We start from the raw sequence: 11,966 nt of genomic DNA on the forward strand, positions 1-11,966 counted from the left end.
CAACGGCTCCACGACAGCCCACGACTCATCGGTCAACTCATGACGACGCACCACGACTTACCAACAGCACAAACCACTTTGCGGACACGGCCTAGCAGGACACCCGCCCGCGCGCACGTCCCACCGCATCACTCCAGCTCGATCTCCGCCCCGACCGACCGCTCCCGGGCTGCCGCGACGACCAGCGCCGCGGCCGCGGCGTCCTGCACCGCCACCCCGACGGATTTGTAGAGGGTGATCTGCTGGTCCGAGGAGCGGCCCGGTTTGTTGCCGGCGAGGAGTTCGCCCAGCTCGGCGTGTACATGCCCGTCCGTGATGACGCCGTCGCGGAGGGGGCCCAGCAGATCGTTGCTGCCCGCGGGGAAGGGCGCCAGCGCCGCCTGCCGCGACTCGACGCACACCAGCGCCTCGGCGACCGTGGCATCGTCGATCTCCCGGCCGTCCGGGTTGAAGCCGACCGAGGTCACATGCACTCCTGGTGTCAGCCAGGAACGGCGGATGACGGGCTCGACGGAGTGGGTGGTCGCGGCGGCGATATCGGCCCCGTCGAGCGCCTCGGCGTAGGTGGCCGCCGCCTCGACGGGCACCTGGAGGGCAGCGCACAGTTCGTCGGCCAGCACGGCCGCCTTCGTCCGGTCGCGGCCGGCCACCCGGATCCGCCGGATCGGGCGCACCCGGCACATCGCCTCGGCATGCGACCGGGCCTGTGCGCCGGTACCCAGAACGGCCAGCACCGAGGCGTCCTCACGGGCCAGCAGGCGCGCCGAGAGCGCCGAACCGGCGGCGGTCCGCGCCGCGGTGATCGCCGTACCGTCCAGCAGCGCCGAGGGCGCGCCGGTCTCCGGATCGAAGACGACGATCAGTGCCTGGTGGGTCGGCACCGGGGTGCCGCTGTTCCGCGGAAAGACGGAGACCAGCTTGCTCGTGAGCGCCCCGGCGGACGGCACGAAGCCCGGCATGGCCGCCAGGAAGCCGTCCCGTTCCGGCAGCGTCACGGCGACGCGGTCCGGGGCGGAAGCACGGCCCGCGCTGAGATCCGTCATCGCCGACGCCAACGCGTCGATCAGCGCATCCAGCTCGAGCAACGCCTCGACCTGCGAACGCCCCAGTACCAGCATCCCGGCTCCACCTCCTGATCAGAGCTGCCCGACCGACTGCGCCGGGCCGAGGGGTCGACCGTAGTCCCCTCCCCGTACTGCCGTCTCCCATAAGGCGCGCGGACCGTCCACGGGCCCTTCAGGCCGGGCCCAGGGTGCAGGGGTGGCTCAGGAAGTTGCCGAGCCGGCCCTCGGTATCGCCGTTCTTGTAGGCGTGGGCCTCACCGGTCAGCGCGCCGTCGGCAAGCCGGAGGTACAGTCCCAGCTCCGGGCTGTTGATCCGGGCGTCCGCGGTCGGGAGTTGCAGCGGGAAGGAAGCGCGCAGGTCCCAGGCCGCCGAGGCGGTCGCGGTGGTCGTGGCGCTCATGTCGGCGAGCCGCAGGGCGATCTGACGGTCCGGCAGCACATGGAGGGTGAGCGGGATCGCTCCCTCGGGTGCACTGATCCGGCCCGTCCAGTCGCCCTCCGGCAGGGTCATCGGGCGCGACGGATCGGCGATGACCGGCGTCATCGACTCGGGCGGGCAGTCCGGGGCCAGTTCCTCCAGCACGTACCGGAGGATCGCGTCGCGGGCGGCCTTGTTCGTGGAGTTGGTGAGCACCGCGACGGAGAGCAGCCGCTCGGGTACCGCGACGGCCATCGCGGCCACGCCGGGCCCGCCGCCGCCGTGGCTCTGCACCAGCGGCCCGTCGCCCGAGGACAGGCACCAGCCGAGCCCGTACCCCAGATGGTCGTTGACCGGCAGCGCGTGCCGTACGGCGGCCGCGGTCTCCGGCTTCAGCAGCCGGTCGTACGACTGGGCGAACAGCGCCAGCTCACCGGCCGGGGCCCAGCCGAGGGTGGCGCCCGGGTGGCTGCACTCGTAGTCGGGGTAGGCACGGCCGTCGGGGGTGTACCGCTGCGCCGACGGGGCCGGGCCCGGGTAGACCCTCGTGAGATGGCAGCCGGTGAGCCCGAGCGGTGCGAAGACCCGCTCGCGGAGACAGTCGCCCAGGTCCCGGCCGGTGGCCTGCTCCAGCAGCCGGCCGAGGAGGCGGTAGCCGAGGTTGGCGTAGCCGAAGCCGGTGCCCGGCGCGCGGTGGGGCACGGCGTAGCGGTCCGGGTCGTGCACCCGCTCGCCGTCGCCGTAGTCCCAGTCGTAGTACGCGCCCAAGCCGCCCCGGTGCTGGAGCAGTTGGCGTGCGGTGGGGGCCGGCCCGCCGTCGGCGCCCGGGAGCGGAACGGGGGCGTCCAGGTCCAGGAGCCCTTCGTCGGCCGCGTGGCAGACGGCGGTTGCCGTCATCGGCTTGGTGACGGACGCCAGCGCGTATGCCGTGTCCGGTGTGGCCGGGCGGCCGGTGGCGAGATCGGCCGTCCCGTAGGCGGCGGCGCGCACCACCTCCCCGCGCTCGGCCACCGCGACGGAGACCGACGGACACCCGTGCTCCTTCAGTGCCTCGGTGCAGAACTCGCTCAGCCCGTCCAGCATGGTGCCCCTCCCCGTCGTCCCGTCCATATCAGTTCACGGCTGTTCACGGGAGTCAAGAGCGCTGGTCGCAGGGTGTCTTGGCCGGGGGTGTCGCGGCCCCGGGCCGTTCAGGAGCGCGTCTGGCGCGGCCCCTCGCCGTGGCCGCGCCCGGCCGGAATGTGATCGATTCGGGGAGGAATGTGTTCGTTCGGGTTGGCGGCGCATTGTGGGCGCAGGATCGGGCACGCGAGGACAGCAGGCGTCCGGGTAAGGAGGCTGCCGAGGCAGCCGGCCGACCCGGTGAAGCCGTGCCGCACTGCCCATCGACCGCGCCCCGCCGCGGAGAACGGAGGTAACTCATGGACTGGCGTCACGACGCGGTGTGCCGCGAAGCGGACCCGGAGCTTTTCTTTCCCGTCGGCAACACCGGTCCCGCGCTGCTCCAGATCGAGGAGGCCAAGGCCGTCTGCCGCCGCTGCCCGGTGATGGGGCAGTGCCTCCAGTGGAGCCTCGAATCCCGGCAGGACACGGGTGTCTGGGGCGGTATGAGCGAGGACGAGCGGCGCGCCATGCGGCGCCGGGCCGCCCGGCACCGGGCTCGGCTTGCCTCCGCCTAGGGGAGGCCGTGCGGGCACTCGTTCCGACGGGTGCCGCACCGGTACGGCGTCCCCGTACGTGCGAGGGGGCGGTAGCGGCACGAGGTCCGCTACCGCCCCTTTGTCACGTCACGGGCAAGGAGCCGGGAAACCGCCGCCGGACGCCCGCTCAGCCCTCCGCCCGCTGGGTGACGGGGGCCCCGGTGCGGTCCCCCGGGAACTCGTACCACCGGCGCTGGAGACAGACGTAGCGCGCATCGGCCTCGACGAGACGGAGGAAGGCGGTGACGGTCTCCTCCAGGCGCGTTTGCAACGCGGGGTCGGCCAGCTGTCCGTCCTCGGTGAAGCCCTGGTGGGCCGCGCCCAGGCTGAACATGTCCGGGTAGACGCGGGTGCCGAGATGTTCCAGCGGAACCCGTAGCGCCCACAGTCCCCGGTTGCCGCCGACCAGGGACGGGGAGGCGGAGACGAGCAGCGCGTGCTTGGTCTTGAACGGCTGCGGCCGGACCCGGGAGACCCAGTCGATCGCGTTCTTCACCACTCCCGGCACGGAGGCGTTGTACTCGGGTGAGGCGAGCACGAAGCCGTCGCACCGTTCCAGCCGGTCGCGGAGCGCCAGTGCGCCGTCGGGCAGCCCCTGTGTCTCCTCCACATCACCGTCGTACAGCGGCATATCGAACTCCCGCATCGTGGCGAGATCCACGGTGGCGCCGGCCGCGGTCATCATGCGGGCCACGAGGGAGGCCAGGCGGGCGTTGCTCGATCCGGTGCGCATCGAGGCGCCGAGCACGAGTACGCGCAGCGGGCCGGGGTGTGCGTCCGTGGGCATGGTGACGTCCTTCCGTCGCCGGGGAGGCCGGTCTCCCCTCACAGCAGGTGCTCGATCCTGATCGGCAGCTCCCGCGCCCGGTAGCCGGTGGCGTGGAAGACGGCGTTGGCGATGGCCGCCGCGGCGCCGACCATGCCGACTTCGCCGAGGCCCTTGACGCCGAGCGGGTTGACGACGGTGTCCGGCACTTCCACGAACTCGACGGCGACGTCGGGGGCGTCGGCGTTGACCGGCACCAGGTACTCACCGAGGCTCGCGTTCGCCCAGCGGCCGTCGCGGGGGTCGGTCGAACTGCCTTCGAGCAGCGCCTGGCCGAGACCCCAGAGCATGCCGCCGACGACCTGGCTGTGGGCCGTCTTGGCGTTGAGGATCCGGCCGGGGGCGAAGGCACCGAGCATGCGGCGCACCCGGACCGTACCGAGGTCCGGGTCGACGACGACCTCGGCGAACTGGGCGCCGAAGGTGGCCAGCCCGTACGGGAGGTCCTGCGGTGGCGGGCTCCAGCTGCCGAGTGCCTCCAGGTCGGTCATGAAGTGACGCTCCATCAGGGCGCGGTAGCTCTCGCCGGTGTCGGGCCGGTCCCGGAGCTGCATCCGGCCCTCGCGGACGACGACGGCGGCGGGGTCCGCGTGGTGCAGCGGGGAATGGGGGTCGGCGATCGCCTGCTCGATCATCTGGTCGCGGAGCGTGGTGGCGGCCGTGTACACCGCGGCGCTGATCATTCCGGCGCCGGCCGAGCCGACCGCGGCCGCGATGTTGGGCAGGTCGGTGTCGCCGTATTCGAACCGGACGTTGCGCAGTGCGATGCCCAGTCCGTCGGCGGCGACCTGGGTCATGGCGGTACCCACCCCGGTGCCGAACTCCTGGGTACCGGCCTGCACCACCGCGGTGCCGTCGGCGTAGAGGCGGGCCCGGGCACGCTGCGGCTGCATGGGGAAGAGCACCGGGTAACCGGCGGTGGCCATGCCTTTGCCGATGAGCCGGTTGCCGTCCCGTTCGGAGCGGGGTTCGGGGTTGCGCGACTGCCAGTCGAAGCGGGCCGCGCCGCGCCGGTAGCACTCCTCGGCACCGTCGCTCGACCAGGGGTGGCCGGTGTGGGGATCGGCCTCGGCGTGGTTGCGCAGCCGCAGTTGCACCGGGTCGACGCCGATGCGGTGGGCGAGCTCGTCCATCACGCATTCCATGGCGTACATGCCCGTGGTCTCGCCGGGGCCGCGGGTGAAGGTGGGGGTCATCGTGTTGCTGCGGATCAGCCGGTAGACGCCCTCGTAGTGGGGGCAGGCGTAGACCTGGCCGGCCATGCCGAGCGAGGGTTCGGCCCATTCGTCGAAGGGCGAGGTCAGCGAGAGTTTGTGGTGGCGCAGGGCGGTGAGCCGGCCGTCGTCGGTCGCCCCGAGTTCGATGCGCTGTTCCTGCTCCTCGCGGTGGCCGCAGGAGGTGAACATCTGCTCCCGGGTGAGCGCCAGTTTGACGGGCCGGTCCACCTCCCGCGCGGCCAGGGCCGCCAGGGTGACATGCGGCCAGATCATGGCCTTGCAGCCGAATCCCCCGCCGACGAACGACGCCCGGACCCGCACCTTCGACGGCGGGATGCCCAGCAGTGCGGCCACGGTGCTCTGGGTCGCCACGATGCCCTGGGTGGCGTCGTAGAGGGTGAGCCGGTCGCCGTCCCAGACGGCCGTGGTGGCCGACGGCTCGATGGGGTTGTGGTGGTTGGCCGCGAAGTGGAAGGTGGCATCGAGGCGTTGGGTCGCGGCCTTGAAGCCGGCCTCGACATCGCCGCGCACACTGCGTGCGGGAAGGAACCCGGCGAAGATCGCCTCGGGTTCATAGCTCTGGTCGCGGCCCTCGTCCAGGGTGGTGACGGAGGGACGCCGGTCGTAGTCGACATGGAGCTGCCGGGCCGCGAAGTGGGCGCGTTCGAGCGAGTCCGCGATCACTATGGCGACGGGCTGGCCGAAGTAGTGGACGACATCGTCCTGAAGCGGGAAGAAGCTCTCCCCCGGGGCCGCGTGGCCGGCCAGGGACGGCAGCAGATGGGGCCGGCCGGCGATCTTCGGCAGGTTCTGGTGGGTGAGCACGGCGAGCACACCGTCGGCGCGCTCGGCGGCGTCGGTGCGGATTCCGGTGATCCGCCCGCTGGCCGTACGGGCGCCGACCAGGGCGGCGTACGCGGTGTTGGGCAGGGTGATCTCCGCCGAGTAGCGGCCGTGTCCGGTGACTTTGGCGGGACCGTCGACGCGGTCGACGGGCCGGCCGACGGCTTCGAGGGTGGCGCCGGTGGTCATGACGTCCCGCCTCCGGTCGTGGCAACGGTGCGCAGCGCGCGGACGAGGGTCCGCCGGGCGAGTTCCGCCTTGAACGCGTTCATCGGCCGGGTGGTGGCCGGGGCCAGTTCGGCGGTCGCGGCCCGGGTGAACGCGGCGTCGTCGGCGCGCTCCCCCAGGAGGAGGTCCTCGGCCCGGCGGGCGCGCCACGGCTTGGTGGCCACCCCGCCGAGGGCGAGCCGGACCTCGCGGATCACTCCGTCCTCCAGGGCGAGCGCCACCGCTGCCGAGGCGAGGGCGAACTCGTAGGACTCGCGGTCCCGCACCTTCAGATACAGCGATCCGCGGGCCATGGGGAGCGCGGGCACCTCGATCGCGGTGATGAGTTCGCCGGGTGTGAGCGGATGTTCGCGCTCGGGTGTATCTCCGGGGAGCAGGAAGAAGTCGTCGACGGGGAGGGTGCGGGCGCCGTCCATGCCTTCCAGGTGCACCACGGCGTCCAGGGCGACGAGGGCGACCGCCAGGTCGGAGGGGTGGGTGGCGATGCAGTGCTCACTCGTGCCGAGGACCGCATGACCGCGGTGGACGCCCTCCAGCGCGGAACAGCCGCTGCCCGGAACGCGTTTGTTGCAGGCCGATTCGGGGTCGCGGTAGTAGGCGCACCGCACCCGCTGCATCAGGTTCCCGCCCATGGAGGCCATGTGCCGCAACTGGGCGGAGGCCCCGAGCAGCAGTGCCTGGGACAGCATCGGGAAGCGCTCCACGACCGCTCGGTCCTCGGCGACCTCGCTCATCCGGGCCAGCGCACCGATGAGCAGTCCGCCGTCGGCCAGCTCCTCGACGCCGGTCAGCGGCAGCCCATTGATGTCCACCAGCCGATGCGGCCGCAGCACATCCAGCCGCAGCAGATCGAGTTCCGTGGTGCCGCCCGCGAGGAAGGAACTGCCGGGGTCACTCGTCACCGCCTCGACGGCGCTGTGCACATCCGTCGCACGGGTGTAGCTGATGGCACGCACATCACTGTCCTGTCTTCCGGTCCCGCACCTCGCGGATGGCTGCGCGGATGAGGGGATACGCCGCGCAGCGGCAGAGGTTGCCGCTCATCCACTCGGCGATCTCCGCGTCGGTCCCGGCATGTCCTTCGTTCAGCAGCGCGACGGCCGACATGATCTGTCCCGGCGTGCAGTAGCCGCACTGGAAGGCGTCGTGTTCCAGGAAGGCACGTTGCATCGGGTGCAGCTCATCGCCCTCGGCGAGGCCCTCGATGGTGGTCACCTCCCGGCCTTCGCAGCTGATGGCCAGGGTCAGACAGGACAGCACCCGGCGCCCGTCGACCCAGACCGTGCACGCACCGCAGGTTCCCTGGTCACAGCCCTTCTTGGAGCCGGTGAGAGCCATCTGCTCGCGCAGCGCGTCCAGCAGGCTCACCCGGGGTTCCAGATGCAGGACCCGGGAGACGCCATTGACGTCGAGGGCCACGTTCACACTGCCCGGCCCGCGCGTCTCCAGGAGGGCGGGCCGGGTGACGGGTATCGGCGCGCCTTTGTCTGCCACGACACTCACCTCGGAGTCGATGCCGTGAGTCCATGCCGTATGTCGAGCCTCCGTCCGGTCGTCCGGGCTCGCAACCGGGCGGCGGGGGTCTTCCGGGCGCCGGCGCGCGTGCACCCGGCGGATCCGCGCCGGGCCCCCTGCGGGATAATGCGGAGCATGCGGATCTCAGCCAGAGCGGACTATGCCGTGCGGGCCGCGCTGCAACTCGCTGACGCCCGGGACGCGGGGCCGCTCAAGGCGGAGGCCATCGCCCAGGCCCAGGACATTCCGCACAAGTTCCTCGAAGGCATCCTGAACGATATGCGCCGGGGCGGGCTGGTGCAGAGCCGGCGCGGCGGCAACGGCGGCTACCGGCTGGCCAAGCCCGCGGAGGCGATCAGCATCGCGGATGTCATCCGGGTCGTGGACGGACCGCTGGTGTCGGTACGCGGAGTCCGTCCGCCGGAGCTGTCCTACACCGGGCCCGCCCGGTCCCTGCTGCCGCTGTGGATCGCGCTGCGGGCGAATGTCCGCGAGATCCTCGACGGGGTGTCGCTGGCCGATGTCGCCGCCGCCGCGCTGCCGCCGCAGGTGGCGGAGCTGACCGAGAACCCCGAGTCCTGGACGAATCCTTAGGGCGGAAGGGCGGAAGGACGGGCCGCCCGGAGCGAGGCGCGTCCGGGGCGCGGTGTGTCCGGAGCGAGGCGCGTCCGGGGCGAGGTGTGTCCGGCGCGCCCTCGCGGCCCATGTCCCGGATGCCAAGACGGGCTTGTCCATCCCTTGAACGCCCCTTGATCCGTCCGCGGCCCGGAAGCATTCTTTTCCCTACCAATCCAGTGGGAAAACTAGGGAAGCCAGGAGGTGGGCGTGCGCGCACCGATGCGTTCCGTCCCGTCGGCCGGTGGCCTGATCTGCCCGCCCGCACCGGACGCGACCGACCGGACGGGGCAGGTCACGATGCCGGAGAAATCCCCCGCACACCCCGCTTCCCCGCAGGTCAAGTCCTGTACCGACGAGGAGATCTGGCTGCGCGTCACCCGGGAGGTCGCCGATGACCTCGCGGTCGACGCCCTGGTCCGCGACCGGGCCGGCAAGCCCCCGTTCGACGAACTCGCCCGGCTGCGCGAGGCGGGCCTGCCCGCACTGCTGACACCCCCCGGCCCCGCCGGGCGAGGCACCGACTGGCGCACCGCCTGCGCCGTCATCCGGGAGATCGCGGCAGCGGACGGTTCCATCGGCGAACTGCTGGGCCGGCACTATGTGTTGTCGTGGAGCGCACGGTTCTTCGGTACGCCGGAACGGGCCGACGAGCTCGAACTCCGGGCGAGCGCGGAGCAGTGGCTCTGGGGCGGCGGCATCGACCTCCCCGACACGGAGCCGGCGACCGGGCCCGAGCTCGCTCTGACCCCGGCCGGGGGCGGATACCTCCTCCATGGCTGCCGGTCGTTCGCCGCGGGCGTGACCGTCGCCGACCGGCTGGTGCTCGGCGCGGTGCGCACCGATACGGGCGAGTCCCTCGTGGTCTGCGTCGACCCGGCCCACCCCGGCGTGGCGGCCGCCCCCGAGCACGACCGCCTCGGCCAGCGGCTCACCGCGGCCGGCCGGATCAGCTTCGACGGTGTCCCGGTCGCCGCGGACCAGGTGCTCGGCGCCGTCCCGCGCGATGAGCACGCCCTCGCGCCGTTCGCCACGCTCGCCCCGCTGGCGCTCCGACTCGCCCTCGTCCACGTCGGTCTGGGCATCGCCGAGGGAGCGCTGGCGGAGGCCCGGGACATCACCCGCGCCGGACCGCGCGGCCGGCCGGCCGACGGGCGGGACGGGGGCGGGTACGCGGAGCGGCCGGACGCGGACCCCTATCTCCTCCTCGCGTACGGGGAATTGGTGACCGACACCCACACCGCCGCGGCCGTGGTCGAGTCGGCGTCGGAGGCCCTGGCCCGGGGCCTCCTCACGGGCCCGGAGCTCGGGGTCGACCAGCGCGCCGACATCGCGGTGCTGGTCGCCGCCGCCGAGGCCGTCACCAGCCGCTCCGCGATGCGTCTGACCACCCGCGTTCTGGAACTCACCCAGGACGCCGACTCCGCCGCCGATCCCCTCGGCTTCGACAGGTTCTGGCGCAACGCCCGCGTGCTGACGGCGCAGGCCGCCCCCACCCGCCGGCTCCGTGACATCGGTGACCACTACCTGAACGGGACGCATCCGCCGCTGACCCTGCACTCCTGACCGTGGCTCATGGGGCACGGCGGTGCGGTGCCGCGCGCCGCGCGGAGGTAATCGCCGGTGCCGTCGGCGCAGCTTCGGACGGATCGGCGCCGGGGGCTGCTACATCTCGGGTGTTGATCCCGGAGCGGGGAAGCCCGTCGGTCCTGTGAGGTGGCGCCTTGTCAGAAAGCCGCAGCGTACCCGTGCAGCCGCCCCTGAGACGAGCGGAGCCGCTCCAGCGACTGCTGTTCGGCGGGGTGTACGGCTCGGTGCTCGCCAGCGCTCTGGTGGCCGCGCTGGGCCATGAGGGCAGACCGCCGGACCCGGGCTACGACGCGCTGTGGGTGGCGCTGACGGCCGTGGCGTCGGCCGCGGCACACGGCTACGCGCACTCGATCGCGCACCGGACGAGCGACGACAAGCACGTCACCCCGAGCGCGGTGCGTTCGGTGCTGATGGAATGGCCGCTGGTGGCCGCGATGGCGCCCACCATGTTCGCGCTGTTCGGGGCCTACGCGGAATGGTGGGGCGAGGAGGGCGCGGTCGACGTCGCGCTGACCATCAATACGGTGGCGCTGTTCGGTTGGGGGGTATGGGCGGCCCGGGTGGCGGGCCGGCGCTGGGCGGCGTCCTTTCGGGCGGGTGGGGTGGACATGCTGATCGGCTTGCTCATCGTGATGGCGAACACGCTGATCCACTAGGGCGGCGGCGTACGGGCCGGGCCGCCGCTCCGGCTCAGGGTTCCACGGCGAGCCAGCCGGCGATGGCCTGGGCGATGGGCTGGTCGGTCTCCAACTGGATGAAGCCGAACTGGCCGCCCTGGTTGCATTCCAGGAACCACCAGGCGCCGTCCGCGTCCTCGGCGAAATCAAAAGCACCGTAGGCGAGTTGCGCCTCACTCATATAGGAATTCACGGCCCGGTGGACGGCGTCGGGCACCTCGACGGGCTCCCAGGTGCCCTGGTGGGTGAAGCGGCTGTCGACTTCTTCCGGATCGGCTTTCTTACGGGCTGCGTAGAGATGCTCACCGACACACGTCAGCCGGATATCCGCCTCCTTGGGGATGTGCTGCTGGAGCAGGGTCGGCCCGGCCGCCACCCCGGAGAAGTCGGTGTCCGGACTGATACGGGTGGTGGGCAGCACCATCGGAGGGTCACCGGGGTGCTTTCCGCTCACCGATTTCACCACCAGGTCCGGGTGCGCGGCGGCGAACTGCCGGGCCATCGCCGGGAACGTGGTGAGCAGCGTGGCGGGCACGAGGAAGCCGCTCCGGTGGGCGAGCCGGAGCTGCCAGGGCTTGTAGCGCGCCTGCGCGGCCGCGACCGGATGGTTCATCCAGCGCGCCTGGGTGCTGGTCAGCATGCCGTAGAGCGCATGCTCGGCCTCGGCGGTGATCCAGGCGGACTGTTCCGCGGTGCGGGCACCGGGGATACCGGGCCGGCGCACCCATACCGAACGCAGGCTGCCCAGGCTCACCATGCGTTCGCCGGATTTGAGGTATCCGTGGAAGTCGTTCTCGGCGTACTCCGCCGACAGGGCGACCCTGCCGGGCAGGTCGGCGGGGTCGAGGCGGACGAGCGGGACCCCGAGGTCCTGCAACGTCGACACCACGATGTCCGCCGTCAAATCTTCCTCGCAGGTGAGGACCAGGACGGTCATGGGCTCAGTCGTCGAAGTGGGTCTTGGAACCGGCGGTGGAGGCGGTGGTGCCGGTCGCCAGCAGCACCGCCCGGCTGGACGTGGCCGGGCGTCCGTCCGGGAGGACGTTGAGTTGCCGCGTGGCGTCGTAGCTGTACGGCGTACTGGTCGATGACTTCGCCGCCGGACGGGCGTAGCTCAACGCAAACGGTCGCATTCCATCTCCTCAAAGACCGGTTTCCGAACCCCTGGCACGGGGCAGGGGTGGAAAGCCCCTTCTTATGACTCTGCACGGAAGACGCGACAATCTGGTCAGTTAGTTGCCTCTTTTGCTCGTTTCCAGCGTTCCACTTGACT

The 11,966-nt window shown here is 71.9% G+C and carries 12 protein-coding genes; 4 read left to right on the forward strand and 8 right to left on the reverse strand.

Features of this window, described 5'->3' with window-relative positions; translation table 11 throughout:
* Positions 1–128 precede the first annotated feature (128 nt).
* On the reverse strand, positions 129–1,118 hold the full coding sequence (locus ACFWJW_RS16835; protein WP_387241031.1) for an ornithine cyclodeaminase family protein: 990 nt from the start codon (positions 1,116–1,118) through the stop codon (positions 129–131).
* A 118-nt stretch (positions 1,119–1,236) separates the two neighbouring features.
* The gene (locus ACFWJW_RS16840) at positions 1,237–2,565 is read right to left on the reverse strand and encodes a serine hydrolase domain-containing protein (RefSeq protein ID WP_387241034.1); all 1,329 of its coding nucleotides are present in this window, start codon (positions 2,563–2,565) and stop codon (positions 1,237–1,239) included.
* A gap of 338 nt (positions 2,566–2,903) precedes the next feature.
* Here ACFWJW_RS16840 and ACFWJW_RS16845 point away from each other — a divergent pair, with 338 nt between their 5' ends.
* Positions 2,904–3,161, forward strand: coding sequence for a WhiB family transcriptional regulator (locus ACFWJW_RS16845; protein WP_387241037.1), 258 nt, complete (start codon positions 2,904–2,906; stop codon positions 3,159–3,161).
* A 148-nt stretch (positions 3,162–3,309) separates the two neighbouring features.
* Here ACFWJW_RS16845 and ACFWJW_RS16850 read toward each other — a convergent pair whose 3' ends face one another.
* Genes ACFWJW_RS16850 through ACFWJW_RS16865 form a run of 4 tightly spaced genes read right to left on the reverse strand, consistent with a single transcriptional unit; the run spans position 3,310 to position 7,790 of the window.
* Positions 3,310–3,969 (reverse strand): NADPH-dependent FMN reductase, encoded by a 660-nt coding sequence (locus tag ACFWJW_RS16850; RefSeq protein ID WP_387241040.1) that lies wholly within the window; start codon positions 3,967–3,969, stop codon positions 3,310–3,312.
* 38 nt (positions 3,970–4,007) lie between these two features.
* On the reverse strand, positions 4,008–6,257 hold the full coding sequence (locus ACFWJW_RS16855) for a xanthine dehydrogenase family protein molybdopterin-binding subunit (protein WP_387241043.1): 2,250 nt from the start codon (positions 6,255–6,257) through the stop codon (positions 4,008–4,010).
* Complete coding sequence (locus ACFWJW_RS16860; protein WP_387241046.1) at positions 6,254–7,252, reverse strand: FAD binding domain-containing protein; 999 nt, start codon at positions 7,250–7,252, stop codon at positions 6,254–6,256. Before ACFWJW_RS16860 ends, ACFWJW_RS16855 begins: the two co-directional genes overlap by 4 nt.
* 1 nt (position 7,253) lies before the next feature.
* Entirely contained in the window at positions 7,254–7,790 is a 537-nt protein-coding gene (locus ACFWJW_RS16865) for a (2Fe-2S)-binding protein (RefSeq protein WP_387241049.1), read from the reverse strand.
* A 156-nt stretch (positions 7,791–7,946) separates the two neighbouring features.
* On the opposite strand from ACFWJW_RS16865, the gene ACFWJW_RS16870 reads away from it, so the two are divergent.
* From ACFWJW_RS16870 to ACFWJW_RS16880, 3 genes are all read left to right on the forward strand, one after another.
* A complete protein-coding gene (locus ACFWJW_RS16870; protein ID WP_387241052.1) occupies positions 7,947–8,405 on the forward strand; it encodes an RrF2 family transcriptional regulator in 459 nt (152 codons plus the stop codon).
* A gap of 321 nt (positions 8,406–8,726) precedes the next feature.
* On the forward strand, positions 8,727–9,992 hold the full coding sequence (locus tag ACFWJW_RS16875) for an acyl-CoA dehydrogenase family protein (protein ID WP_387241353.1): 1,266 nt from the start codon (positions 8,727–8,729) through the stop codon (positions 9,990–9,992).
* A 158-nt stretch (positions 9,993–10,150) separates the two neighbouring features.
* A complete protein-coding gene (locus ACFWJW_RS16880) occupies positions 10,151–10,672 on the forward strand; it encodes a hypothetical protein (RefSeq protein WP_387241055.1) in 522 nt (173 codons plus the stop codon).
* A gap of 34 nt (positions 10,673–10,706) precedes the next feature.
* Here the strand turns inward: ACFWJW_RS16880 and tgmB are convergent, their stop codons facing one another.
* On the reverse strand, positions 10,707–11,630 hold the full coding sequence (gene tgmB / locus ACFWJW_RS16885) for an ATP-grasp ribosomal peptide maturase (RefSeq protein ID WP_387241058.1): 924 nt from the start codon (positions 11,628–11,630) through the stop codon (positions 10,707–10,709).
* Between the two features lie 4 nt (positions 11,631–11,634).
* Positions 11,635–11,826: a putative ATP-grasp-modified RiPP gene (gene tgmA / locus ACFWJW_RS16890; RefSeq protein ID WP_387241061.1), complete on the reverse strand. Its 192-nt coding sequence runs from the start codon at positions 11,824–11,826 to the stop codon at positions 11,635–11,637.
* Between the last annotated feature and the right edge of the window lie 140 nt (positions 11,827–11,966).

It is taken from the genome of Streptomyces sp. NPDC127097 (assembly GCF_042724075.1).
In the GTDB taxonomy this organism is placed as follows: Bacteria; Actinomycetota; Actinomycetes; order Streptomycetales; family Streptomycetaceae; genus Streptomyces.

Coding starts and splice junctions, on each gene's coding strand:
- tgmA (WP_387241061.1), bottom strand. CDS start 11,826: ATGCGACCGTTTGCGTTGAGCTACGCCCGTCCGGCGGCGAAGTCATCG.
- ACFWJW_RS16875 (WP_387241353.1), top strand. CDS start 8,727: ATGCCGGAGAAATCCCCCGCACACCCCGCTTCCCCGCAGGTCAAGTCC.
- ACFWJW_RS16855 (WP_387241043.1), bottom strand. CDS start 6,257: ATGACCACCGGCGCCACCCTCGAAGCCGTCGGCCGGCCCGTCGACCGC.
- ACFWJW_RS16845 (WP_387241037.1), top strand. CDS start 2,904: ATGGACTGGCGTCACGACGCGGTGTGCCGCGAAGCGGACCCGGAGCTT.
- ACFWJW_RS16840 (WP_387241034.1), bottom strand. CDS start 2,565: ATGCTGGACGGGCTGAGCGAGTTCTGCACCGAGGCACTGAAGGAGCAC.
- tgmB (WP_387241058.1), bottom strand. CDS start 11,630: ATGACCGTCCTGGTCCTCACCTGCGAGGAAGATTTGACGGCGGACATC.
- ACFWJW_RS16850 (WP_387241040.1), bottom strand. CDS start 3,969: ATGCCCACGGACGCACACCCCGGCCCGCTGCGCGTACTCGTGCTCGGC.
- ACFWJW_RS16835 (WP_387241031.1), bottom strand. CDS start 1,118: ATGCTGGTACTGGGGCGTTCGCAGGTCGAGGCGTTGCTCGAGCTGGAT.
- ACFWJW_RS16870 (WP_387241052.1), top strand. CDS start 7,947: ATGCGGATCTCAGCCAGAGCGGACTATGCCGTGCGGGCCGCGCTGCAA.